22 protein-coding genes are annotated in these 26,884 nt (G+C 26.9%); 19 read left to right on the forward strand and 3 right to left on the reverse strand.

Annotation, left to right across the window (positions count from 1 at the left end; translation table 4 throughout):
* Positions 1-50: 50 nt before the first annotated feature.
* From plsX to T314_RS0102900, 15 genes are all read left to right on the forward strand, one after another.
* Positions 51-1,046 (forward strand): phosphate acyltransferase PlsX, encoded by a 996-nt coding sequence (plsX, locus tag T314_RS0102830; RefSeq protein WP_029512092.1) that lies wholly within the window; start codon positions 51-53, stop codon positions 1,044-1,046.
* A gap of 1 nt (position 1,047) precedes the next feature.
* Positions 1,048-1,743, forward strand: coding sequence for a ribonuclease III (rnc, locus tag T314_RS0102835; protein WP_029512093.1), 696 nt, complete (start codon positions 1,048-1,050; stop codon positions 1,741-1,743).
* Between the two features lie 148 nt (positions 1,744-1,891).
* The gene (locus T314_RS0102840; RefSeq protein ID WP_029512094.1) at positions 1,892-4,879 is read left to right on the forward strand and encodes an AAA family ATPase; all 2,988 of its coding nucleotides are present in this window, start codon (positions 1,892-1,894) and stop codon (positions 4,877-4,879) included.
* A 144-nt stretch (positions 4,880-5,023) separates the two neighbouring features.
* On the forward strand, positions 5,024-6,157 hold the full coding sequence (gene ptsS / locus T314_RS0102845) for a phosphate ABC transporter substrate-binding protein (protein ID WP_029512095.1): 1,134 nt from the start codon (positions 5,024-5,026) through the stop codon (positions 6,155-6,157).
* A gap of 31 nt (positions 6,158-6,188) precedes the next feature.
* On the forward strand, positions 6,189-8,336 hold the full coding sequence (pstA, locus tag T314_RS0102850) for a phosphate ABC transporter permease PstA (RefSeq protein WP_029512096.1): 2,148 nt from the start codon (positions 6,189-6,191) through the stop codon (positions 8,334-8,336).
* A complete protein-coding gene (pstB, locus tag T314_RS0102855; protein WP_029512097.1) occupies positions 8,329-9,189 on the forward strand; it encodes a phosphate ABC transporter ATP-binding protein PstB in 861 nt (286 codons plus the stop codon). The genes pstA and pstB overlap by 8 nt, the downstream gene beginning before the upstream one ends.
* A 2-nt stretch (positions 9,190-9,191) precedes the next feature.
* The gene (gene phoU / locus T314_RS0102860) at positions 9,192-9,881 is read left to right on the forward strand and encodes a phosphate signaling complex protein PhoU (protein WP_029512098.1); all 690 of its coding nucleotides are present in this window, start codon (positions 9,192-9,194) and stop codon (positions 9,879-9,881) included.
* Positions 9,882-9,958: 77 nt separating this feature from the next.
* Positions 9,959-11,062, forward strand: coding sequence for a signal recognition particle-docking protein FtsY (gene ftsY, locus T314_RS0102865; protein ID WP_029512099.1), 1,104 nt, complete (start codon positions 9,959-9,961; stop codon positions 11,060-11,062).
* Positions 11,055-11,381, forward strand: coding sequence for a YlxM family DNA-binding protein (gene ylxM / locus T314_RS0102870; RefSeq protein ID WP_029512100.1), 327 nt, complete (start codon positions 11,055-11,057; stop codon positions 11,379-11,381). The genes ftsY and ylxM overlap by 8 nt, the downstream gene beginning before the upstream one ends.
* Positions 11,381-12,145 carry a TIGR00282 family metallophosphoesterase gene (locus tag T314_RS0102875; protein WP_029512101.1) on the forward strand — a complete coding sequence of 255 codons (765 nt, stop codon included), beginning with the start codon at positions 11,381-11,383 and terminating at the stop codon, positions 12,143-12,145. The genes ylxM and T314_RS0102875 overlap by 1 nt, the downstream gene beginning before the upstream one ends.
* An 85-nt stretch (positions 12,146-12,230) precedes the next feature.
* Positions 12,231-13,364, forward strand: coding sequence for a methionine adenosyltransferase (metK, locus tag T314_RS0102880; RefSeq protein ID WP_029512102.1), 1,134 nt, complete (start codon positions 12,231-12,233; stop codon positions 13,362-13,364).
* Between the two features lie 66 nt (positions 13,365-13,430).
* A complete protein-coding gene (locus T314_RS0102885) occupies positions 13,431-15,329 on the forward strand; it encodes a M13 family metallopeptidase (RefSeq protein WP_051612894.1) in 1,899 nt (632 codons plus the stop codon).
* A 79-nt stretch (positions 15,330-15,408) separates the two neighbouring features.
* Positions 15,409-16,737, forward strand: coding sequence for a methylenetetrahydrofolate--tRNA-(uracil(54)-C(5))-methyltransferase (FADH(2)-oxidizing) TrmFO (trmFO, locus tag T314_RS0102890; RefSeq protein WP_029512104.1), 1,329 nt, complete (start codon positions 15,409-15,411; stop codon positions 16,735-16,737).
* On the forward strand, positions 16,730-17,380 hold the full coding sequence (locus T314_RS0102895; RefSeq protein WP_029512105.1) for a uracil-DNA glycosylase: 651 nt from the start codon (positions 16,730-16,732) through the stop codon (positions 17,378-17,380). The genes trmFO and T314_RS0102895 overlap by 8 nt, the downstream gene beginning before the upstream one ends.
* A gap of 27 nt (positions 17,381-17,407) precedes the next feature.
* The gene (locus tag T314_RS0102900) at positions 17,408-18,388 is read left to right on the forward strand and encodes a 3'-5' exoribonuclease YhaM family protein (RefSeq protein WP_029512106.1); all 981 of its coding nucleotides are present in this window, start codon (positions 17,408-17,410) and stop codon (positions 18,386-18,388) included.
* An 86-nt stretch (positions 18,389-18,474) separates the two neighbouring features.
* Here the strand turns inward: T314_RS0102900 and T314_RS0102905 are convergent, their stop codons facing one another.
* From T314_RS0102905 to T314_RS0102915, 3 genes are read right to left on the reverse strand one after another with little or no spacing between them, the layout of a single operon-like run.
* The gene (locus T314_RS0102905) at positions 18,475-18,882 is read right to left on the reverse strand and encodes an HIT family protein (protein ID WP_029512107.1); all 408 of its coding nucleotides are present in this window, start codon (positions 18,880-18,882) and stop codon (positions 18,475-18,477) included.
* Positions 18,882-20,936: a lipoprotein gene (locus tag T314_RS0102910; protein WP_029512108.1), complete on the reverse strand. Its 2,055-nt coding sequence runs from the start codon at positions 20,934-20,936 to the stop codon at positions 18,882-18,884. The genes T314_RS0102905 and T314_RS0102910 overlap by 1 nt, the downstream gene beginning before the upstream one ends.
* Positions 20,936-23,845: a lipoprotein gene (locus T314_RS0102915; protein WP_029512109.1), complete on the reverse strand. Its 2,910-nt coding sequence runs from the start codon at positions 23,843-23,845 to the stop codon at positions 20,936-20,938. Before T314_RS0102915 ends, T314_RS0102910 begins: the two co-directional genes overlap by 1 nt.
* A 151-nt stretch (positions 23,846-23,996) precedes the next feature.
* Here T314_RS0102915 and T314_RS0102920 point away from each other — a divergent pair, with 151 nt between their 5' ends.
* From T314_RS0102920 to T314_RS0102935, 4 genes are all read left to right on the forward strand, one after another.
* Positions 23,997-25,223 (forward strand): aminotransferase class V-fold PLP-dependent enzyme, encoded by a 1,227-nt coding sequence (locus T314_RS0102920; RefSeq protein ID WP_029512110.1) that lies wholly within the window; start codon positions 23,997-23,999, stop codon positions 25,221-25,223.
* 9 nt (positions 25,224-25,232) lie between these two features.
* Positions 25,233-25,661, forward strand: coding sequence for an iron-sulfur cluster assembly scaffold protein (locus T314_RS0102925; RefSeq protein ID WP_029512111.1), 429 nt, complete (start codon positions 25,233-25,235; stop codon positions 25,659-25,661).
* A 56-nt stretch (positions 25,662-25,717) separates the two neighbouring features.
* Complete coding sequence (locus tag T314_RS0102930) at positions 25,718-26,365, forward strand: 5-formyltetrahydrofolate cyclo-ligase (RefSeq protein ID WP_051612895.1); 648 nt, start codon at positions 25,718-25,720, stop codon at positions 26,363-26,365.
* 95 nt (positions 26,366-26,460) lie between these two features.
* Complete coding sequence (locus T314_RS0102935) at positions 26,461-26,817, forward strand: MerR family transcriptional regulator (RefSeq protein ID WP_051612896.1); 357 nt, start codon at positions 26,461-26,463, stop codon at positions 26,815-26,817.
* Positions 26,818-26,884 lie beyond the last annotated feature (67 nt).

Genomic DNA, 26,884 nt, shown 5'->3' on the forward strand with positions numbered 1-26,884 from the left:
CAATTTGGTGTTTTAATTTTATAAAATAATTAAAAAGGTAGGTACTACAAATGTATAAAATAGCGTTTGATGTTATGGGTTCAGATAATGGTAGTGCAGTTGCAATAGAAGCTGCAAGTAAATTTATAAAATCAAGAAAAGATTTATATCTTGTTTTTGTTGGTGATGAAGACCAAATAAAAACATCTTTAGAAAAATTCCCAATTGATGAGTCAAGATTTGAAATTTTAGCAACAAAAGAATTCATTGATATGAATGGTTCAATTATGGATATTAGAAGAAAAAAAGATTCATCTATGGTTAGAGCTTTAGAAACTTTAAAAGATAAAAAAGTTGATGCAATGATTACTGGTGGAAATTCTGCTGCATTTATAGCAGGTTCACATTTTATTCTTGGTGAACTAAATGGAATTTCTAGACCAGGGTTCATGCCAACTCTTCCAACAGCTGTAAACAATAAATTAACTTTATTGCTTGATGTAGGGGCAAATCTTGAAGCTGACGTTGAAGATATCATAGGATATGCAAAAATGGCTAATATATATGCTAAAAACGTATTAAAAATAGAAAATCCTTTGATTGCACAATTAAATATAGGTGAAGAAAAATCAAAAGGTACTTTATTACAAAAGGAAATATATAAAGAATTAGAATTAGATGAAAATATTAACTTTTTTGGTAATTTAGAATCAAGAGATATATTAGCTGGTAAAGTTGATATTATAGTTACTGATGGTTATACAGGAAATATGTGTTTAAAAGCTTTCGAAGGAGCTTCTAAAATTTTAATGACTGAGATTAAATCACAATTGTATAAAACAATTTTTACAAAATTAAAAGCTTTAACACTTAAAAAATCATTTGATAATGTTTCAAAAAAATTTGATTACAAAAATCATTCTGGTGCTATCCTACTAGGAGTTGAAGGAATTGCTTTTAAAGCTCATGGTTCAAGTGATGTTAAATCATTCGAAGCAACACTAAGAATGACTTGTGATGCAGTGGAGAATGATGTATTAAATAAAATTAAAAAGGAATTGAATTAATATGACAATGCATGAATTTTTTGAAAATTTTGGAATAAAAATTAATGATTCAAAAATTTTTAGTACTGCTTTAACTCATAATTCATATGCTAATGAAACTAAAACGAAAGAAACATACCAAAGACTTGAATTTTTAGGTGATGCAGTTTTACAAATGTATGTTTCTAAGTTTCTTTATTTAAATTTCACAAATGCACCAGAAGGTAAACTAACAAAAACAAGATCTGATATTGTTAGACAAGAAACATTAAGTGAAATTGCAAAGATGATAGATTTAGGAAAAATTATAAGATTAGGTCAGGGAGAAATAAAATCTAAAGGTTATGAAAAACCTTCTATTTTATCTGACGTATATGAAGCTGTTACAGCTGCTATATATTTAGATCAAACTGAAGAAGTGCTGATATCATGAATAAAGTCAACAATATTCAAATACATTGAAAAAAATGACTATAAAGAATTAAATCATGATTATAAATCAGAGTTACAAGAAATTATTCAAGCTGAAATAAGAAGTGATCTAGAATATAAGGTTGAAAGCCAAAAACATATCGAAAAAGATAATAAAATTGAGTATACTGTTAGTGTTAATTTAGATGGAAAAAAATACGGAATTGGGACTGGATTTTCTAAACAAGAAGCATCACAAAATGCAGCTAAAGATTGCTTAAATAAACTAAAAAAATCAGCAAAATAAAGAGCAAAAAGTGAGAATTTTCCTCACTTTTTATTTGTAAATTATTGCTTTTATACATAGTATAAAGAAAGAAAAAACTAGCACTTTTACGAGTTTTTTGGTATAATTTTAATAGTTATTACATTTAAATTTAAGGAGTTAATAAATTATGCTATTTTTAAAACAGATTAGAGCAGTCGGATTTAAGTCATTTGCAGAACCAACAACTTTAAACTTCACAAAAGAAATGATAGGTGTTGTTGGACCAAATGGGTCAGGTAAATCAAATATTACAGATTCAATAAGATGAGCATTGGGTGAGCAATCAACAAAGTCATTACGTGGAGCTAACATGGATGATATTGTTTTCTCAGGAAGTGCTGACAAACCAGCCGCTGACTTTGCAGAAGTAACTTTAGTTTTTGATAACCAAAGAGTTATATTTTCTACTATAAAAACAGATGTTGTTGAAATCACAAGAAGATTTAATAAAAAAACTCGTGACAGTGACTTTTTCATTAACGGTGAAAAATGTAAATTAAGAGATATTCAAGATGTTGCTTTAGAAACTGGATTAACAAAATCAAGTATTGCAATTATTTCTCAAGGAACAATCTCAACATTTGCTGAAGCTAAACCCGATGCAAGAAGAGAAATTTTTGATGAAGCCGCAGGTTTAGCAAAATACAAAAAAAGAAAATTAGAAGCTCTAAAACAATTAGCTAAAACTACTGAAAATTTAACAAGAATAAGTGATATTAAGTTAACTCTAGAAAAAAGATTACCAAGAGAAAAAGAAAAAGCAGAAAAAGCTGCTAAATATAAAGATAAAATTGAAGAACTACAAAGAATTGAATTAACTATCTTAGCGAGTGATGCGTTAAGATTTGAAACTGAATTATCTTCATTAAGAGATAAAAGACGCCAATTAGATATTGAAGTTCAAAAACTAGCAAATGAAATTAACTTATCACAAGATGAATTAGATGTAATGTTATCTAAAAATGGTGATGCCGATAAAGAAATAACTCAATTAAATTTAAACTTCCAAAGAATTGTTGAAAGAATAGCAAACTTAAAAACTCAAAAGCAACAAGTTGAAGCAAGAGAAAACTCAGAAAATGTTAATGAAAATATTGATGACATAAAAGCAAGAGCAATTAAAAAAGAATTTGATGAAAAATCAATATCTCTAAATAGTGAAAAGGATCTTATTGTAAGTCTTGAAAGACAAGAATTAGATTTAAAGAAAAGATATGACGAAGTAAATGATCAATTTAGAACTTTCCATATGCAATCACAAGAGATTGAATCAGAAAAGAATAAATTACAATATCGTTTAGAAGAACTTGAACATAAGCAAAATACAAATAATTTAAATCCTATGTCAGGTGCTAAAGCAATTATTGATAATGCAAAAAGATTATCTGGAGTTGTTGGTACTGTTGGTTCATTAATCGATGTACAAGAAGAACACCAAATAGCAATTTCATTAATTACAGGTAACCATTTACAATCAGTTGTATTTAAAACAAGTGATGATGCTAAAAAAGGAATTGAATTCTTAAAAAATCAAAGATTAGGTAGAGTTAATGCATTACCTATTGATACTTTGAATCCTTCTTCAATTGCTGGGCCACAAAGAGACATAATAAAAAGAGCTCCAGGATTCGTTGGTTTTGCTAATGAATTAGTTGAAATTGAAAAAGACTGTCAAGTAGTATTAGATTATATTTATGGTACAACAATCGTTACAAGAAACTTTGATGATGCAACTAGACTTGGAAAAAGTATTAACTTCCGTTATGGAATAGTTTCATTAGATGGTCAAAGAGTTTTACCTAGAGGTGCAATGAGTGGGGGTTCTGTTAACAAAGCTTCAAATATATTTGCGGTTAAAAAAGTTGATGAATCATTTGATCCAGAATCAATTAAAAATAAAATTGTTACTTTAGATAAAATATTTAATGAAAAACAAAAAACATTTAACGATTTAAAAGAAGTAAGAGAAAAATTAATTGATGATATAAATCAAGCATCATCAAATATTAGAATTGGTAAAAACTCAATCAACATACTTGATTCTTCATTAGTAGAATTATCAGATAACTACAAAATTATTACAGGTAAAGATTTATTGAATAATCAAGTGGCTTCTTCATTTGATGAATCTGAATCAATTAGATTAGCTAGAGAAATTGCTAAACTAGAAACTGAAAGAAACGAAATTTCAATTAAAGTTAACGGACTATCAAATTCAAAAACAAAAACAACTGATCGTCAACATGAATTAAATAAAGAAAACAAAGAAAAACGTGAAACTTTAAATAATTGAAAAGATGAATTAGCAAATGTTAAATCAGACTTAACTATTTTAGAATCTACAAATATTCAAATTCTAAAAAGATTATCAGAAGGATACAATTTATCACTTGATGCAATTAGAGAAATGCATTTTGATGAAATCGAAAACCCAGAAGAAACAAGAACTAGAATTCAAGAATTAACTATTGAATTAAAATCAATTGGTGAAGTTTCAATGGATGCAATTCAAGAATATGAAGAAACTAAAAAAGAGTATGATTACTATGTTGCAAATTTAAATGAAGTTCAAGAATCAGCAGACAAATTAAACGAAATCATTTTAAATATTGACATTGAAATGAAAACTCAATTTAAACGTATTGTTGATGATGTTAATGCAGCTTTACCTGAAGCATTCCAAAAATTATTTAATGGTGGAACAGCAAGTTTAATTTATACAAATCCAGATGATATATTAGAAACTGGAATTGATATTGAAGTTAATCCTCCAGGTAAAAAAATTACAAACTTGAATTTATTAAGTGGTGGTGAAAAATCATTGGTTGCACTATCAGTGCTATTCTCAATCTTAAAAGTAAGACCATTGCCATTGGTTATTTTAGATGAGGCAGAAGCTCCATTAGACCCAGCTAACGTAACAAGATTTGCTCGCTATGTAAGAGATTTCGTTGAAAACACACAATTTATTATTGTAACTCACCGTGAAGGAACAATGGAAAACTGTGATATTTTATATGGTGTTACTATGGAAACAAAAGGAATTACAAAAATTGTTCAATTAGCATTAGATATCGATAAAATTAAAAAATTAATAAATAAAAATAAAGAATAATTTGAAATTGCACATTTGTGCAGTTTTTTTATTTTATGACCCTTTAATCATAGATTAAAGAAAGCAACTAAAAGTAACATTTTTAAAGTTTTAGACACTTAAATTGGTATAATATTATTAATTATTTCTAAATAGGAGAAAAACATGAACAAGAAATTCTTTTTAGTAATGGTGATAGTTCTTGGAGCTATTGTTGGTCTTTGATCATGAACTTTAGTTGCCCCAAATAACTCAATTAGTATTGGTGGTAGTGCCAGTGTTCAACCATTATTAAAGAAACTTACTGATAAATATAAAACTGAAGATGGTAAAAAATTTGTTTATTCAGCAACAGGTTCTGGTGCAGGTGTTACGAATGTTAAAGAAGGGGTTTATGAAATAGGTTTTATTTCAAAAGACATTAGTGATAAAGATTTTGATCCATTGCCAATAAATGAAAACAAAACTTTATTTGAAAATTTAACAAATGAAAACATTAATGATAAACATTGATATTCAAATACTTTAGCAAGTACTCCAGGTATAGAAGAAACTTATCGCTCTATTGAATTTGCTCGAGATTCAATTGTTTTTGTCTATAATGATCAACGAACTGGTTTTGATAAATTTTTGGAACAATCAAATTTAAACTTTTCTTTTGAAGTTAGTGAAGAAGGAAACATTAAAAGTAATCTAACTAATAAAGAAGTTAATGCGAGTCATGAAATTCTTAAAGCAATTTATTCACCAAATTCACAAAATGATTTAATTACATGAAATGATTTAGCAGTAATGATTGCAACTTCATTTTCTGAAACACAAGAAATAAATAATAATGTTGCATTAGCAAATTCATTAGTTTCAAATAAAGTAAAAGTTACTCCATATTCTTCAACAAGCGGTTCAGGAACAAGAACTTCATTTAATAATTTAACAGGAATTAATCCTGGTAATGCAGTTAAAGAATATGGAGCGAATGGAACAATTTATAGTCAGATAGAAAAGTCTCCTGGATCAATTGGATTTGTTTCTATGCTATATGGTTCTGCAAATTCTTCAACAGTAAAATCAGTAAAAATTAATCAAGGAGACACAACTTGAAATCCTTCAAAAGATGATTCTGAAAAATTGTCTTCTTACCCTTTAACAAGACCTTTTATAGCTATATACAAATATGATACAAACAATAAAGATTTAAATAGCATATTAGACTTTTTATTCTGAATGGCTGCAAGCCCAGAAGTTAAAAATTTATATTCATCTGTAGGTTTAACACAATTAGTTCAACCAACTAAATAATAAAAACAAAATATAATGGAAAGGAGCAAACATGTTTCTAAATAAAAAAAGCGAAGATAACGGATTTAAACCAAAAATATTTAAACCAAAACAAAATTTTAATGCTAAATTTTTTAAATCATTAATTTATACATTAACTTTCACAGTTCTTGTTATATTATTTATTTTAGTTTTATTTGTTATTTTGAAATCACTTCATGTTTTTGAAGAGCAAGGATTTTGAAGTTTCATAACAGGAACTAATTGAAAGCCTGGCAAAGATGGTGAAGGCCAGTATGGAATTGGTTTAATTATTATAATGACAATAGTTCTTTTAACTATTTCAATGTTATTTGCTATTCCATTAACAATATTTTCAACTCTATTTATTTCTGAGTACTTATCTGTTGGTATGCAAAAAAAAGTTCTTACTGTTATTAAATTATTAGCCAGTGTTCCATCTGTTGTATTTGGTCTTTTTGCAAGAGATCAAATTGGTGCATTATTTCAATTAATGGGAGCGCCAAATAATGATAACTTAATGGTCGCTTCTATGACTATGACATTCATGGCTGCTCCAACAATGATTAGTTTAAGTTACAATGCAGTTCAATCAGTACCAGAAGGGTATAGACTTGGGAGTTTAGGACTTGGTATTTCAAAAGAACAAACAACATTTAAAATTATTAGAAAATCAGCTTCAGCTAAAATTATCTCAGCGATAATATTAGGTATGGCAAGAGTTATTGGTGAAACTATGGCTATTATGATGATAGCTGGTAATTCAACTGGTGGTTTCATAACTAATAGCGGAATAAGTGGATTCTTATTCTCATCAATCAGAACATTAGCAGCTACTATTGGTCTTGAAATGACTGAAAATAGTGGTTCAACACATCAATCAGCTTTATACGCAATTGGTTTAATTTTATTCTTACTAGTTTTCATCATAAACATTGTAATTTTATTCATGTCTAATGTTGATAATATTAAATACTCAAGAAGAATAAAAAGAGAAGAAAAATTGAATAGTAATTCTTCTAGAAAAATTAAAACACCAAAATATGTTTATGATAAAAAAATGTTAGGTATGATGGTTCATAATAGAACAGAAAATAAATTTTTCAAAAAAACATATTCAGCTGTTATGTTATTTTTAATGTGAATATCAACAGCTATAATTATTTCTTTCACTTTCTGAATTTTAGGTGATGTTATTATTAAAGGTTTAATGGGATTATCAGATCCAATAGCATTTATTCATATGGATACAGAGAATAGAACTGGTGGAGGAATCTTTGCTGCATTATTCACTACTATTTTATTAGTTGTGTGTACTTTAATTTTTGCAATTCCATTTGCTTTAGGCGCTGCAATTTATTTAAATGAGTATGCAAGACAAAGTTCTGTCTTAACAAAATCATTTAGATTTGCAATTAACTTATTGGCATCAACACCATCTATTGTTTTTGGTATATTTGGTTTATCAATATTTATTGTTTTATTAGGCTTGCCTTTTAGTATATTGGCCGCAGGTTTAACTATGACTGTTGTTGTACTTCCAATGTTAATATCAAATTTTGAAGATGCATTACAACAAGTTCCTCATCAATATCGTGAAGCTGGTTCAGCTTTAGGTTTAACAAAGATTCAAACTTTATTTAAAATAATATTACCTAATGCAATGGAAGGTATTATTACTGGAATTATTTTAGCGATGGCTAAAATAATAGGAGAGTCAGCACCAATTTACTTAACACTAGGAACTGATATCCAAATGCCTACACAAGGTTTCTTATCACAAGGAACAACTTTAACAACAGGAATTTATATGATGGTTGCTGAAGGAATTCCTGGACATGGTCAAGGAACAATATACTTAATGGCATTAATTACTATTATATTAATTATTGGATTAAACTTTACATCTGGTAGATTATCTTCATTACTTGTACAAAAATCAAAAGATTTAAAAGCTAAATCAAAAATTAAACGAAAAGAATTTAATGTAAAAACAAAAGCTAAAATTAAAAAAATGAAACCTTCACTCAAATTTAAATGAATGAAATTACAAAGTAAATTTAGAAAAGGTGAAATTAAAATAACATTCTTTAAAGAAATGGCATCAAAAAATAAATTGTGAGTTAAACGAAAAAAAGAATATAGAAAATTAAAAAAAGGAGTTATAGATCATGAGTAATACACTTAAAAAAGATGAAACTTTTAAAGGTTTAGATTTAAATAAAAACCAAAAAGAAGAAAAACCTGCCAAACTTCCTGCTTTATCAAAAAGAGCAGATGTTATCAAAGTATCAGATTTTAACTTCTTTTATAAAGGTAAAAAGCAAGCGTTATTTGATATAAATATGGAAATTAAAGAAAACTCAATCACAACTTTCATTGGACCTTCTGGTTGTGGAAAATCAACTTTATTAAGATCAATTAATAGAATGAATGATTTGATAAGCGGTTCTAGTGTTGAAGGTTCAATTGAAGTATTTAATGAAGAAATTTACAAACAAGGAACAGATGTTTCAAAATTGAGAACTGAAGTTGGGATGGTATTTCAAAAAGCTAACCCATTCCCTTTATCAATTTATGAAAATGTTGTTTATGGGCCAAAAACTCAAGGAGTTAAAAGCAAAAAAATCTTAGATCAAATTTGTGAGGATTCTTTAAGAAAAGCAGCTCTTTGAGAAGAAGTTAAAGATAAACTTGAAACACCAGCTCTTGGTCTTTCAGGTGGACAACAACAAAGATTATGTATAGCTAGAGCAATTGCAATGCACCCAAAAATATTACTAATGGATGAACCAACATCTGCACTAGATCCTATTGCTACTTTAAAAGTTGAAGAGTTAGTATTAGAACTTAAAAAAGAATATACTATTGTAATGGTTACTCACTCATTACAACAAGCAACAAGAATTAGTGATATGACTGCATATTTCTTAAAAGGTGAATTAATAGAGTATAATACAACTAAGAAAATATTTATAAGTCCAAAAGACACAAGAACAGAAGATTATATTTCAGGAAGGTATGGTGATTAATTATGTCATTAAATAAAATTTTAGATAACGATATAAAACAATTAAGAAACATGCTTGAGGATATGATTTCTGAAACAAAAGTTCAGTTTGCAGAAACATTTGAAATTATTACTAAAAATAATGTTGAGGGTGCAGCTTTAATTGTCGAACATGACAAAATAATTAATGATAAACTGAATGAATTTACATCAACAGCTCTTTGAAAAATAGCTAAACAACAATTGGTTGCACGTGATTTAAGACTTGCTGTTGGAGGTATATTACTTGCTAGAGAAATTGAAATTATTGCTGACTATTCTAAAAAACTATGTATATTTTTTTCAAAATTTAAACCTACAAAAAAATATACAACATCAATTGTCAACCTTTTCCAGCTTGTAATAGATATGTTAGATAGTTTTTCAGAATTATTTTCAAACTTTGATACTAATTTAGTTGTTAAAGTAATGAAACTCGAAGCTGAAATTAATAAAGAATTTGAAGAACTATATTCATATTTAGTAAAAGCACTTAAAAAAGCTGAAAATAATGAAGAGGTTTTAGAAATTTCTGAAGCAATGAAGCAAGCTAAAAATTTAGAAAGAGCTGGAGATCACTTATTAACAGTTCAAGAAATTGTTTCATTCATAAGAACAGGAAGATTCGAAGAAACTTCAGAAATTTATGATAATTTAAAAACATTAATGGAATAAATTAAATTCTGTATATTCAGAATTTTTTTATTTATGATAATTTGATAAAATAATAAATAGTAGACAGAAGGTATATCATGGGTTTTTGAAATAAATTAAAAGATAAGATATCTGGTAATCAAACAGAAAAAAAAGTTAATGAAGACAAAGTTATTAAATCTGAAACTGTTATTGAAAATAAACAACCAACAGAAAAAGAAGTAGCCAAAAAGCAAAAACAAAAAGCTAAAAAAGAAAAAGCAGAAAAAGCCATTGCCAAATCAGCTTTAGATTTCTCAAAAGATATTAAAAAACTTTCTAAAAAATACAAAAAAATGGATGATGATTTTTTTGATGAACTTGAAGAAGTATTAATTAAAACAGACATGGGAATGAAAATGGTTTTAAAAATTTCAAATAATATAAGAAGAAAAGTTAAAAATACTTCTGAAGCAAATGAATTTAGAGAAATATTAGCAGAAGAAATTTATGATATTTATACTGATGGTTCTAAAAAAGTTGAAGAGCTAAATTTTGAAGATGAAAGATTAAATGTCTTTATGGTTATTGGTGTAAACGGAACTGGTAAAACAACTTCATTGTCAAAGATAGCTAATTACTATGCAGAACAAAATAAGAAAGTTCTTATTGCAGCAGCAGATACATTTAGAGCTGGTGCTATTGAGCAATTAGAAGAATGAGTTGATAAAAGACTTGATAATAAAGTTGATCTAGTAAAAGGTAAAAAACAAAATCAAGATCCAGCTAGTGTTGTGTTTGATGCACTTGAAAAAGCAAAAGCTGAAAATTATGACTTATTATTAATAGATACTGCTGGTAGACTGCAAAACAAAATAAACTTAATGAAAGAGTTAGAAAAAATGTATCAAATAGTTCATAAGTTTGATAAAAAAGCTCCTCATGAACTATTATTAGTAATTGATGCAACAACTGGGCAAAATGGTGTTATGCAGGCTCAAGAATTTAATGAAGTTGCAGATGTAACTGGAATTGTTTTAACAAAAATGGATGGAACAAGTAAAGGTGGTATTGCCTTATCAATTAAAGATCAATTAAATATACCAGTAAAATTAGTTGGTGTTGGAGAACAAGTTGATGACATTGAAAAATTTGATGTTGATCAATATGTTTATAGTTTAGTCGTTGGATTTATGGAAGATAAGGAAGAAGACGATGAGTAAAATAACTTTAGAGAAAACTTTAGAATTATCTTCTTTATTTTATTTATACAAAAATATGTTAACTCAAAAACAGATTGAATATTTTGAACTTTATTTTGAAGAAGATTTGAGTTTTCAAGAGATTGCAGATCAATTAGAAATATCAAAAGCAGCAGCTCATGATGCAATTAACAAAATTATTAAGTCTTTAAATGACTTAGAAGATAAATTGCAGTTAAATCACAAAAAAATATTAATGAATGAATTGCTAGAAGAAAATAAAAATTCAAAAAACGAAGAAGTTTTAAATTTAATTAAAAAAATAGAAGAGGTCATTTAATGAAAGTACTAATGATAGGAGATGTCTTTGCCAAACCAGGAAGAGACGTTTTTAAACAAAACATTGAAAAATTAATAAATGACAATCAAATAGACTTTGTTGTTGTTAATGGTGAAAACACAACTCATGGTAAATCAATTTCAAAAGAACACTACAACTTTTATAAAGAGAATCATGTTGATGTTATAACAAGTGGAAATCATATTTTTAAAAATCCAGAAGTTTTAGATTACATTCAAAATACTCCTGATCTTTTAAAACCAATGAACATGTATAAGACACCTGGAAATGGTTATGTAGTTCTTGAAAAAAATAATAAAAAAATTTGTGTTTTGAATTTAATGGGAAATAATTTTATGGATCCTTCAAACAGTGTTTATGAAACTATGGAAGATTTCTTAGGTTTAAAAATAGCCTATGATATATTACTTGTTGATTTTCACGCTGAAACAACAGCTGAAAAAATAGCTTTTGCTTTAAATTATGATGGTATCATAACAGGATTTGTTGGGACACATACACATGTTCAAACAGCAGACGAAAGAATACTTCCAAAAGGTACAGCATTTATTACAGACTTAGGCATGAGTGGGGTTATTGATTCTGTTATTGGTATAGAAGCAAGCGATGCTATTTATAAGCAAAAAACAGGTTTAGTTAAACGTTTTCAACCTGCTAAAGGTAAGGCAAAACTTAATGGAGTAATCATTGAAATTGATGAAAAATCTAACAAAGCTACAAACATTAAAAGAATAAGTATTTAAAAGCAAATTATTTGCTTTTTTGTTTCAGATTTTTAAACGGATTTAGTATAATTTATATTGATATCGCAGAAGGGAAAATGGAAAAATGAGAAAATTATTTACTAGCGAAAGTGTTTCAGAAGGACATCCAGACAAAATATGTGATCAGATATCTGATGCGATATTGGATGAAGTTCTGAAACAAGACCCAAACGCTAAGGTAGCCTGCGAAACATTCGCTACCACAAACTATTTATTAATCGGAGGGCAGATAACTACAACTGCTTCTGTTGATTATGAAAAAATTGCACGTGATGTATTAAGAAAAATAGGATACAACAACGATGCATATGGTATCAATGCTGACACTTGTAAGATTGATATTAGAGTTGAACAACAATCAGCTGATATTGCTTTAGGAATCGATTTAGATACTGAAGTTATTGGAGCTGGTGATCAAGGAATTATGTTTGGATATGCAACAAATGAATCTAAAACATTCTTACCATTAGCTATTACTATTTCACATGAATTAGTTTATTTAGCATCAAAGTTAAGAAAAGAAGGAAAATTCAAATGAGCAAGACCAGACATGAAGTCTCAAGTAACAATTGATTATACTGATGAGTCAAATCCTAAGATTGATACAATCTTAATGTCAATTCAACATGATGATGAAATGATTGAAGAAGAATTTAAAAAATTCATAAAATCTGAAATAATGGATGTTGTTGCAAAAGAATTTGAATTGAATACTGATTTTAAAGTTTTAATCAATCCAACAGGAAGATTTGTTATTGGTGGACCACAAGGTGATACTGGATTAACAGGTAGAAAAATTATTGTTGATACTTATGGTGGATACTCACGTCATGGTGGTGGAGCCTTTTCAGGTAAAGATGCAACAAAAGTTGATAGAAGTGCTGCTTATATGGCTAGATATGCTGCTAAAAATTTAGTTGCATCAGGATTAGCTGATAAAATTGAAATTCAAGTTTCATATGCAATTGGTAAACCAGAACCAGTTTCAATTTTTATTGAAACATTTGGAACAGAAAAAGTTAGCAAAGAAGTTATTGCAAAAGCATTGAATGAAAATTTTGATTTTTCAGTAAATGAAATCATTAAAAAATTAGATTTAAGAAAACCAACATTCTTAAAAACTGCAACTTATGGACACTTTGGAAAAGATGAATTTACATGAGAACAATTGGATAAAGTTCAAACAATTAAAAAATAAAAACAAATCACTTTTTAAAAGTGATTTTTTTGTTATAAAATAATAACTAATAAAAGGAGAGATTATATGACAAAAATTAGACCACAAGATAATTTCTATGATTCAGTAAATAAAGAATGAATAGATAATAATGAATTACCAGATGGATATGCATCATGAGGAAGTTTTGAAATGCTTCAAAAAAAATCAACAGACGATATTAAAGCAATTATTAATGAACTTGTTAATGCAACTAAATTAGATAGAGATAGCAAAATGATAGCTAACCTTAGATCAAATTATTTAAATGATAAAGCAAGAAATGAACAAGGCATAAAACCTATTCAACCAATCTTAAACAAAATAAACGGGTTAACTGATAAAAAAGAAATGACAAGTTTATTTGTTGAATTATTCCAGGATTGAGGGATTTCTTTTTTCCACTCAAAAGGCGTAGATTCAGATTTTAAAGATAGCAATTTAAGAGCTTTAATGATTGATTCAATGGGTTTAGGAATGTCAGATAGAGATTTCTATGAAACAACTCACCCAAGACATGAAGAAATTAAAAATGCTTATAAAAATTACATTGAAAACTTAGTAAAACTTTCAGGTTTAAGATTAAACACAAAAGATATTTTTAATTTAATTTATAGTTTTGAAGAAAAAATATCAAAATCAATGTTTAAACAAGAAGAATTACGTGAACCTGAAAATATTTATAATGTAGTGACAATTAAAGAATTAAACGATATATGTCCAATTGTAAATTGAACAGAATATTTAAATAAAACTGGTTATGACAAAGCATCAAAAATTATTTTAACTGAACCTAAATATTTTGAAAAATTAAATCAAATGATTGAAGAAATAAGTTTAGATGATTTAAAAGATATTATGTCATATAAAGTTACTAGTTCTTACTCAAGAATGTTAACAATTGATTTATATGAAAATGGCTTCAAGTATGGATCAGTATTTAGCGGTGTTAAAAAAATGAAACCGATTGAAGATAGAGTAGTTGAATTTGTTGATGGTACTCTTGGAGAATTAATTTCAAAAGAATATGTAAAACTTCATTTTTCTGAAGATGCTAAAAAAGATGTTTTAAAAATGGTTAATGATCTATTGAAAGTTTATGAAAATAGAATTAATACATTAGATTGAATGTCAGATGAAACAAAAACAAAAGCTATTGAAAAATTAAATTCATTCACTATTAAAATTGGTTATCCAGATAAATGAGAAGATCTTAGTGATGTTGAAATCCTTAGTTATGAAGAAGGCGGAAGTTTATTCGATAATATGCAAAGTTTAGCTAAACACTATATTAAAAAAGAATTAAAAGAAATTAATTTACCTGTTGATAAAACAAAATGATATATGGATGCACAAACCGTAAATGCATATTACAATCCAACATCAAATGAAATCTGTTTCCCCGCTGGGATTTTACAAAAACCATTTTATGATGTAAATCAATCACATGCTGCTAACCTTGGCGGAATTGGTGCTGTTATTGGACATGAAGTTAGTCATGGTTTTGATGATGAAGGAAGTAAATTTGATAAAGATGGTAACTTTGAAAACTGATGAACTGAAACAGATAATAAACAATATAAACTAAGAACTCAAAAAGTTGTTGATCAATACAATGAATATCAAATAAATGGCTCAAACGTTAATGGAAAATTAACACTTGGTGAAAACATTGGTGATTTAAGTGGAGTTGCTGCTGCATTAGACATATGTAAGGCTCAAAGCCCTAATGATTTAAAAGATTTCTTTACAAATTATGCATTAGTTTGAAGAAGAAAAGCAACTGATGAACAAAAAAACACAAGACTATTAGTTGACCCGCATTCACCTGAAGAATTCAGATGTAATGGTGTGTTAGTAAACATGAATGAATTCCATGAAGTTTATGAAACTAAACTTGGTGATGGAATGTATAAACCAGAAGAAGAAAGAATTAAAGTTTGATAATAAACTATTTAAACCATCTTAAAGATGGTTTTTTTCTTGTTTTAACTTATAATTTTATATAGAAGCAAGAGGTTTAATAATGCAAAAAGAAGTAAATATTATTGGTGCAGGATTAGCTGGTTGCGAAGCTGCTTATTTATTAGCTAACAATGGAGTTAAAGTAAACTTATTTGAAGTTAAGTCTTTAATGAAAAACGATATTCAAAAAACTAATGATTTAGGAGAATTGGTTTGTTCAAATACCTTAAGAAGTAAATCAAAGAAAAATGCTGCAGGGATTTTAAAAAATGAAATGAAGTTATTAAATTCATTAGTTCTTAAAGCTGCATTAGAAAATGAGATACCAGGTGATGATGCATTGAGTGTAGATCGTTTTGGTTTTAGCAAATATATTACTGGTAAAATTAAGAATCATAAAAATATAAATTTAATTGAACAAGAAGTTTCTGAAATTGATTATACAAAAGTAACTATTATAGCCTCAGGTCCGTTGACAACAGATAAATTAGGTAAAAATATTGAATTAATGACTGGTAATGAAAAATTGTTCTTTTTAGATGCTTCAGCGCCTATTATTACAAAGGATAGTATCGATTTTAACAAGGTATATTGAGCAAGTAGACATAATGATGCTAAAGATGGTCAATATATATGTATGCCACTTAATGAAGAGCAATTTAATGCATTTGTTGAAGAATTAAAGAATGCTGAAACTATTAAATTAAAATCATTTGAGAAAGAAATATATTTCAAAGGATGTCAACCAATTGAACAAATAGCAAAAACAAGTAAAAAAGTATTATTAAATGGACCACTATCACCAAATAATTTAATTGATGAAAATGGAAATACACCTTTTGCTGTTGTTCAATTACGCCAAGATGATGCAATTGATTCACTTTATAATTTTGTAGGTTTTCAAACTAATATTAAATGACCTGAACAAAAAAGAATTTTACAGACATTACCTGGTCTTGAAAATTTAAATATTGTTAGATTTGGAGTTATGCATAAAAATTATTATATTAATTCTCCTAAGTTACTTAATAGATCACTACAAGTCAAAAGAAATAAAAACATTTTCTTTGCAGGTCAAATAACTGGGGTTGAAGGTTATATTGAATCTGCAAGTAGTGGTATTCTTACTGCAATCAATGTCTTAGCATATTTAAACAATATAAAAATTGAACAGCCATCAAGAAAATCTATGTTAGGAGCTCTTAATTTCTATATAACTAATCCAAAGCATGATAAATTAAAACCAATGAAATGTAATTTAGGAATTTTAGATCAACAAAATAAAAATGCTAAATCAGAGTTCTATTCATTTGATGAATCAGAAAGAGAAATAAGAAGATTCATAAAGGGTATTAATAATTTTGCAAAGATAGGTGAAAGCAATGAATAAGAAATGAAATAGTTTATTAACAAATGATGATCTTTCAAAAAGAATTGAAGATACAATCGAGTTAGCATATAAAACAAATGAAAAAATTTATCCCTCAAAAGAAGACTGCTTAAGATTATTTGATTTAATCTCACCAGATGAAATCAAAGTAGTAATAATTGGTCAAGACCCGTATCATAATCCTAAACAAGCTAATGGAATAGCTTTTAGTGCAAGTAATGATATCAAAACACCCAAAAGTCTAATTAATATTTTTAAAGAATTAGAAAATGACTTAGGTATCAAACATTATGATAATAATGATTTAAGCAATTGGGTTAAACAAGGCGTTTTATTAATTAATACTTGTTGAACTGTAATTGAAAATCAACCTGAAAGCCACTCAAAATTAGGTTGACAAGAAATAGTTAGTGATATATTGGTTAATCTAAATAAACAGAATCCAAACATTGTTTATTGTTTATGAGGAAATTATGCTAAAAAGGTTTATGAAAATTTAGAGCATAAAGCAAATAATGTAATTAACTCTGCTCACCCATCACCATTTAGTTATTTGAAAGGTTTTAAAAATTCAAAACCTTTCTCAACAATAAATACAATTTTAGTTAATAACTCTTTAGAACCAATTGATTGGTCTAAATAAGGTAAAATAATAAATAAGGAGTTACATATGAGAAAAATAAATGAATTAAACAATACAATTTCTTCAACTGATTTAGTTGTTAGAATTGAAAAAGTTATTATTTCAACAGCTACTAATGGTTCATCTTACATCATTTTAAATTTATCAGATAAAACTGGTAGAATTGAAGCTAGAAAATGAACAGTAACTGAAGAAGATAAACAATTGTTACAACCAAATGCTTTTGTTTTATTTAAAAATGCAGCTGTTAACGAATTTAGAGGCGTATTACAGCTTAAAGTTAGTGATTACAGTGTTGTTAGCGAGAATGATTTAAATAGCTATGGTTTAGATGTTAAAGACTTTTTTATTGAAGCCCCAATTAATATCGAAAAAAACTATGGAGAATTAATGTCAATTCTTGAAAGCTTAACAAATCAAACATATAAAGAATTAACAATTGGTTTAATCAAAAAATATGAAAAAGAATTTTTAACTTATCCAGCTGCAATGTCAATTCATCATAATGTAAAAGGTGGTTTATTCTGACATAGTTTTACATTAGTTAAAAATGCTTTAGCTTTAAAACCAAGTTATGCTTATGCTTCAATTGATTGAGAATTATTGATTTGTGGAGCTATTTTACATGATATAGGTAAAGTTATAGAAATTATAGATCCAACAGGAACTGATTATAGTTTACAAGGTAAAATAATTGGTCATATTAGTATTGGTAACACTGAATTAAATAAAATAGCTGAAGAGTTAAACTTATATAAAGATGAACAAGGAAACATTAATGAATCATTAACTTTATTACAACATATGATTATTGCTAGTCATGGTAAAAAAGAATATGGTTCACCAACTGAACCAGTTATTATTGAAGCTCTTATGTTATCTATGTTTGATGATCTAGATGCAAAAGTATTTAAAATAAATGATGAACTAAATAAAGTTGAATTAAAAACATGAACACCAAGAATCATTAGTGTAGATGGAAAAATGTTTTATAAACATAAAAAGTAATGTAATGTAACTTATGTTACATTTTTTTATGTCAATTTAATAAGTTATTAAAGTAATAAAAAAAAGATGACTTTTAAAGCCATCTTTTATTTTGTTATTTCATTAAAAACATCTTCTAAACTTGCATATTTAAGATTCACGTTCTTATCGTGTAAGAAACCTTCATCTTCTTTAAATTTAGGTAAGATATGTTCGTGATAATGGAATACCACTTGTTTAGCAATTGCTTCTTGATTAGAAACATAGTTAAACCCTTTAACACCTTTTAATTTTTCTTGAAGTATTTGAGCAACAACTTTTTTTGCTTTGTTTACTTCAGATAAATATAAATCAGGTGTTGTTGATAAATTTTCAGCATGTACTTTTGGAATAACCAATGCATGTCCATCAGTTACAGGATGAATATCTAAGAATGCATAAACATATTCATTCTCATAAATTTTATACGAAGGAATTTCTTGCTTTATTATTTTACAAAATAAACAATCATTCATTAGTCTGATGTATTTCCATCTTCGTCTTTAATATATTTTGCAAGTTCATCGTATAAACCTTGGAATAGAACATTATCACCATCCATGATGTATTTACTATAAAGTTCTTCTTTAGCTTCTGTTGTGTAATCTGTATCTCCTGCAACTAAACCATTTTCAATTTCAGAAATTAATAATTGTTTATTAGTTGCAGTTAAATTTTTAATATCTGAGCTTGATTGAACTGAATTGCTTCAAGCTTCACTTAATTGGTAAACACTTTTTGGATCAGCATTTCTTGCTCATAAAACAGAGTATAAAATTTTATCAGTATCATTTACTTTAGCTTGTTGATCTGCATCAAATCCACTTGTAAAAGCTGAGTCTTCTTTATTAATTGTTTCATGAATACCTAACATGGTATCAACATTATTCACAACATTAACTTTAATAGTTCTTGTATTACCTAAAGTGAATGAACCTTTATCAGTTGTAGCTTTAACATAAAGATTTCCACTTTTATCTTTTAAAATATCAACACCTTTAGCATTTGAAATTAATTTCATATCATCTACATAAGGACTGTATTTATCACCAAGAGGTACTCAAGTATCACTTGGAATAGAAAGTGTTGCTTCTTTATTAACAGCATTTAAAGTTACATTTGAGTTATCATAAATATCATTTAGATATATAGGTAAAACTAAAACGATTTCACTTTCACCATTATCACCTACTGCAAAACCTTGATCTTTTGGTCCTGTTAGTAATGTTGGTCTATCTATTGATTTGGCAGCTGTTTGAGCGTCTGTTGAAATACTTAATGAACCACTTATTGCTTCAATACCTGTATCATTATTTTTGGCAATACCATTATATCCAACTAATCCTAATGAGAAAGGATCAGTACCTAATTTTGTTTCATTTTCTAATTTGCCTTCAGCTCCTGGTGCAAGATTAAAATTGTCTTTTAAAGTTTCAATACTATTAGAATCTAAAATTATATTTCCACTACCGTTAGGTTCATTTAATTTTTTCTTATATGATTTAACTCATTGTGTAGCATCAGTTGAAACACTAGCTTTAAAAGATCAAATTAATTTAACATTTGAATTTTTAGTTTCAGAAGTTAATGAATTTTGAACAGATGAAACTAATTTGTTTGAAGTATTTAATCTAACAAATGATCTTGTATAGTTAGTTGTTGTTAAATTTGTTGAATATAAATTACTGTCTAAATAAGCTAAACTAATCAATTGAGTATAAAGATCAGGAATAATTTTTGCATTTATATAACTTTGGAAACGATATTTCATAATTTCTTTACCACTAAACCCATCTTCTGTTTCAGATTTCTTAACTAAAAAATTACCTGTTACATCAGCTATTGAAGTATCTTTGTTTAAAACTTTTGTTGTAGTTGGAAAATTTTCTATTTTTTTATTATTAGTTGACCCAACGATAAAGAAGTTATCTTTTCCATTTAAAGTTTCAATGCTTGGTATATTTCATTCAAATTGACCAAATTCACCTAAAACTTGTCATCTAGTAGGTTTAGCATTGTCATCTTGTTTATAGTAAATAGAATATGTTATCTTAGCATCATCTGAAAATAAATTGAAAGGATTTAAAGAATGATTATTTGAATATTGTTGATCATCAACTAGGCCTTCACTTTCAATAATTTTAGCTGTATATTCACTAAAAAATTTATTAGTAGCTAAATCATTTAATAGTGTTGAAGTAATATTTTCAGTAACATCTTTTTCTTTCAATTTCATGGTAGATGCAAGTGTTGAACTAGTTCCTTTATATTCTTCTTCTGCAATTTTTTTATCTAATATTTTTAATACATCAGCAATAATTTCAGCATCACTAATTTTTAAAAACTTTTCTGCTTGTGAAACACTTATAAAACCGCTATCTTTCATTTTTATAATAAAAGTTTCATATATTTTTTTATCACTAAAATTTAATTTTGAAAATCTGTCAACTGAAGTTGTACAAGAAATTACAACTGAAGAAGTTGTAGCAGTTAAACCAATAGCTGCTAATATAGCTAATAATTTTTTCATTATTTAACTCCTCCTTCATGTTTGTTTAAACCATTAACAATAATTTCATTGTTAAAATACTTATTTGATATTTTGTAAATATATTGCGTGTTTGTTGAAGAAGATAATTGAGTTTTTCAATTATTACTTTTTCCAATAGCTGTAGCACTTTCATTAGTTAGTTTTAAACCTTCCTTGGGCACAAATTTTTTAGATATATCAGTTTGTAAATCTTTTATTTGTTTTTTATAATTATTTTCAACTGATGTATTTCATGTTGTATTTTTATTGATAAAGCTTGTGATAGAAGCACCATTAACTTTGTCTTGTTGATTTCTAATAACATTAATTAATTCATAAACAGCTTTTTCATCAATACCTTCACCTGAAGTTTCAAAGAACATACCAAATAATTTAGTATAATCATTATTTGTTCCTAAAATTTGATCTAAATATATTCATAATCATTGACCTAACATTCCAAAGTTTTCAGAAGTTGAAGTAGTTGCTTTAGCATCTGCTATAATATCAAAATTATAAAATAGTTTTGATTTATCATCATCACTTGATAATATTCCTTTGGCAACTGTATTATTAACTAAAAATCTTTCGTAGTCATTTGTAATAGAATAGTTAATTATTTTACTATAATCATTTCCAAATTCAGTACCCATGTTGTTAATGATTTCTTGCTTTTGAATATCGTTATTAATTCCAGGTTCAACTGTAGTAGTAGAACCACCACCGCTTTCGCCATTAGTAGCAATAATTTTATTTTTTAATTCAGGATTTGGATCAACTGGAGTTTCACTTGAATCTACTTTAGGATTTAGTAAATAAGGAATTAATTCTTTATTAGTGTTTGAAAGTAGATCATAAGCTATTGACTGTTGTTTTTCTTGGTCAACACTTGTTTCAGTTTTTTGACTTAAAGTTGTTTCTTCTTGATTTAAAAGACTATACCCATCAATTTTCATAAAGTGTAAACCATCAGTATCAATAAATGCAATTATTCCTTCTTCCGCATTTAAAACTTTATAAGGTTTTGACGTAGCGGCTCCTTCTTTAGAACCTGTACTATCTGTAGCATGTCTTCCTAAGTCATTAACAAGATTAAATAACAGATTCATTCCTGACTTAGCATCACCATCAAGTTCTCTTGTTTTACCATGGAAAATATCTCACTCACCTACAATATTAGTTGTTTTTGGTCCTCACTCGCTTTCAGTTGAAGGTTTATATTCTTCAGGTTCAGAAGTTAAGAAATCATAAACAGAATATTTAGCTAAATTTGAATAAGTTCCAGTAGTAGTGTCATAGTCCAAAGTTAATAACTTATCATTATTTTTTGCAGTTAAAAATGAAATAATACCAGTGTCAGTTTGATTTTGTCCTAATTTTCATAAATTATTTTTGTTTGCTCCTCTATAAAAAGTTTCAAAGTCTGTTAATCCAGTTGCTGAACTAGTTGATTGTGTAGCTTTATAAGATTGTTCGCCTGAAGATTCTTCATTTAAAACATAAGCATTATAAAATTGATAAAATCCTTCAAAATATTTAATAAATTGGTCAGTTGTGTTTGCTGTATTAATAAATTGAGCTGGACTTATTTCTTTATTAATATCTGGAGTTGCTGAACTATTAATTTTTGAGAAATCTAAAACAATTTCAGAAGTTGCAACAGGTTTTTTATTTTCAAAATAGTTATCTATTAAAAATCTTTGAGAATTTGAAAGGATATTTGTTTTTTGGTTATCTTTAGTTGAATTTAATGTAGGTGCCACAGAAACGATTTGTGTTTTATTAAGTGTTCTAGAAGAAATACCATTGTAGTTATAAAAACCATTAAAAATATCTTCATTTTTACCTTCATCTAACCTGATACCTTCAACTGCTGTAAAGCTAAAAATATTTGGAACAGCATTATTAATTTCAGAAATGGTACCTAAATTTGCAGTAGGATTATTAGCAAAAGTCTTACTAATTCCTGATAAAAAAGTTCCTCAAGTTAAACCTTTTAAGAAAGCATCATTTGTATTTTCAATAAACTTAATTTTAAAGGTTGTACCAGTACTTTCTGGGCCTGTTGTTCCTTCATAGTTAGAAGAAGTGTTTGATTTAAACGCATTTTTTCCACCTAGAGCATTTACTAAATTAATAATAGAAACTTGTTGAGCTTCTGTTGTTACTTCAATAATTGATTGATTTAAAGTAGTATCATTTATTTCAACATTTCCATTTTGAGTTAAAAATACTGACAGTAAATTTGAAATAGTTGTTCTATTTACTTCGATTGTTGAATAACCTTTAGCTCAAGTTGACTCAGTTGCTCCAAAGCCTAATGCTTTTGAAAGATTAGCATAAGCAGAGTTAGTTGAATCAGTTAAGATATAGTTTGATATTCAAGCATTTTCTAATGCTGCTTGATTACCAGTAACTCAAGGGAATTGTCCTTTTAAATATTTAACTCAAGCTTTTGTACCTTGTTTTTTATTGTCAAGATATTCTTTTCTTGCTCTTTCCATTTCAGTATTAGCACGACCATATATTGTATTTGTAGCTTTTGATTCCTTACCATATTGTGTTTTTAAGCTTTCAGCAAATGCTTTTCCATCTTCATTCATATAAGGATTATTTTCAGAACTTATACCTTGAAAAATGTTATTATCTTTACTTGCTTCTTCATAAATGGCAACTGCAAAAATATTATAGAATTGCACTAAAAATTTTTGAGGGTCTTTACCTAAACGTCCATAAGTTTCATTGTATCAATTTAATAAGTCTTCAGTAGTGATTTTAAAATCACCATCATCGTTGATAAATATATTTCCATATTTATCATCATCTTTATCATTAGAACATGAAATTAAAACACTTGTTGCACTAGCTGTTAAAGTAAAAGCACCAATTAGTGATAGTAGTTTTTTCATTTTGTTTTCCTCCTGTGAAAATCGTTTCTGTTAACACTTATTTTTATATAAATATAAGCATTGATAATATTATAACTCAAAACCGTATAAAATTACCAAACTTTTAATTCTAAAATAGTATAATATCAAAGATAGAAAAGTAGGTTTATGGATGAAAGACTTAAAAAAATATTTCCCTTTTTATGATAAACAAAGCAATCTAATTTATTTTGATAGCTCAGCTACTAGTCTTAAAATTAAGAGTGTAATTGAGGCTGAAATGAAATTTTTGAGTGAAAATGGCTCAAATCCTCATGCAGTTGATTATAAAAAAGGATTTGAAGCTTTTGAAATAATTAAAAATGCTAGACAGTTAACTCAAGAATTTATTAATGCTAAAAAAGCAAATGAAATAATATTTACAAGTGGAACAACCCATTCAATAAATCTATTAGCAAACGGACTTAAAAAAATAATAAAAAAAGATGATGAAATTTTGGTTACAGAATTAGAACATTCAGCTAATTTATTGCCATGAATTGCTTTAGCAAATTCTGTTGGTGCAAAAGTTAAAAAAGTTAAGTTAAATAAAGACTTTACAATTGATCATGAATCATTAAAACTACAGTTCTCAGATAAAACAAAAATAGTTTCATTTGCTAGTGTTTATAATACTGTTGGTGCTAAAAATGATGTTAAACTAATTACTAAAGTAATTAAAGAGTTTAATAACAATATAATTGTTCATGTTGATGCAGCACAATCAATTGGTCACACAAAAACTGATGTTATGGATTCAAATATTGATTTTATGTCTTGATCTTTTCACAAAATGTATGGCCCATTTGGTGTTGGTTGTTTATATGGAAAATATGAATTACTTAATCAATTAGAACCATTGTTTTATGGTGGTGGAATGAGTTTGAAAATTGAAGAGAATTTAATTGATTATTCCTTATCTTCATTACCAGAAAAATTAGAAGGTGGAACACCAAATATAAGTGCTATAGCAGGAGTTATAGAATCAATTAAATTTATTAACTTAATAGGTTTAGATCAAATTGAGGAACATGAAATAACATTAAAAGATTACTTTAAAATTAAAGTTAAAGAAAATAACTTAAATGATCACATAACTTTTTATAATTTAGATACTAAATCACCCATAATACTATTTAATGTTAAAGGTGTTAATCCGCAAGATATAACTAATTTTTTAGATGAAAAATACAATATTTTAGTGCGTGGTGGTGCTAATTGTGCTAGAAGAATTGAAGGTGTTATTGGAACAAAAATAGCCATTAGAGCTAGTTTCGGAATCAATAATAATAAAGCTGAAATTGATCAATTTATAGAAGCTTTAAAAGATACAAATAGCTTCTTAGATGTGCTATTTTAAAGGAGAAAAATGATAGATATAAATGATGATATTTTATTAAGAAAAATTTTAATGAAACATTTTACTGAGCCTGAAAATTTGGGATTAAAAAATATTGCAAATGCAATTATTAAAGATGCTAAATCTCAAACTTGTGCAGATGAAATGAAAATTGAAATATTAGTTGAGAATAATATTTTTAAAGAAATAAATTTTGAAGGAACTGCATGTGCGGTTGCAACATCTAGTGCTGATATTTTCTTTAATTTAATAAAAAATAAGTCTTTAGAGGATACAAAAAAAATAATATATCAATATCAAAATTTTTTAAATAGTGGTGATCTATCTGAAATTGATCTTTTAGAAGATTTAGTAGTTTTTAAAAACATTAATAAGCAAAAAAATCGCATATTATGTGCTAATTTAGCAATTGAAGCCATAAATGAGATTATTGAATAGTTTGTTTATGTATAATTATATTATGTAATAATAAATTATATTTTAAAGGAGAAACAATGAGCAACAAGAATCAAATAAGAGAAAAATTTCTTAAAACAAGATCTTTCTTATCAAAATCATACAAAGAAGAAGTTAATAAAATTATCGAAAGAAAAGTTAATCATTATATAGATAGATATAACTTAGAAAAATATGCCATTTATCTTTCAACTGAGAACGAACCTAATACTTTAAACATTATTGAAACAAGTTTAAAAAAAGGAATAGAAGTTTATGTTCCATTAATTATTGAAGATAACAAAATGGAATTTAAGAAAATTACAAATTTAGAAACTGATTTAGAACAAAATAAGGTTTTAAACATTTTACAACCAAAATCAACATGTCCAACATTAGAAAATGGTAACTACATTAATACTATGTTTATTCCATTGGTAGCTTTTGATAAACAATTAAATAGAGTTGGTATGGGTAAAGGATTTTATGATCGTTGATTAAATGAAAATGATTACATTGGATATAAAATTGGTTTATCAGCTTCAACTCAATTATCAAATGAAAGCATTGATGCTGATGAGTTTGATGTTAAATTAGATAATGTAATTACAGAAAAAGAAATTTATGTTCCTTTTGTTGAAGAAGAACAAGAATTTGATTATGATGTTACTTATTCAGTTTTTAACGATGAAACTATTGTAGGTTAATTTGAAATAGGTTTTTACCTATTTTTTTTATTTTTTCTTGCATTAAAGTAGGTTTAATCTTTTAAAATAATAAATATAGAACAAAAGAGGTCATTATGGAAAAGTTATACATAAAAGATATATCAAAAGAATTATCAATTCCAGAGTATGTATTAAGGTTTTACGATAAGAAAGGTTTATTTCCTTTTTTTGAAAGAGATGAAAATAATTACAGATATATAGAAAGAGAAAAATTAGAATGAGTTAGAATTGTATCTTGTTTAAAAAAATCAGGAATGCCTTTAAATAAAATAAGTGAATATATTGATTTAGCCTTAGAAGGCAAAAACACTTATGCAAAGAGGTTAGAAATGATGATTGAACAAGAAAAATTAGTACTTGAAAAGATGAAAGATTTGCAAGAACAATTAGACTATATTAAATATAAAAAGAAACTTTATGAAAATAATTAATTTTTTGCTTGCATTAAAGTAGGTTTAATGAAATATGATGATATTGAGTTCAAAACTCAGAGGAGAT

Origin of the sequence: Mesoplasma grammopterae ATCC 49580, from assembly GCF_000701525.1 — a bacterium.
GTDB classification, from domain to species: Bacteria; Bacillota_I; Bacilli_A; order Mycoplasmatales; family Mycoplasmataceae; genus Mesoplasma; species Mesoplasma grammopterae.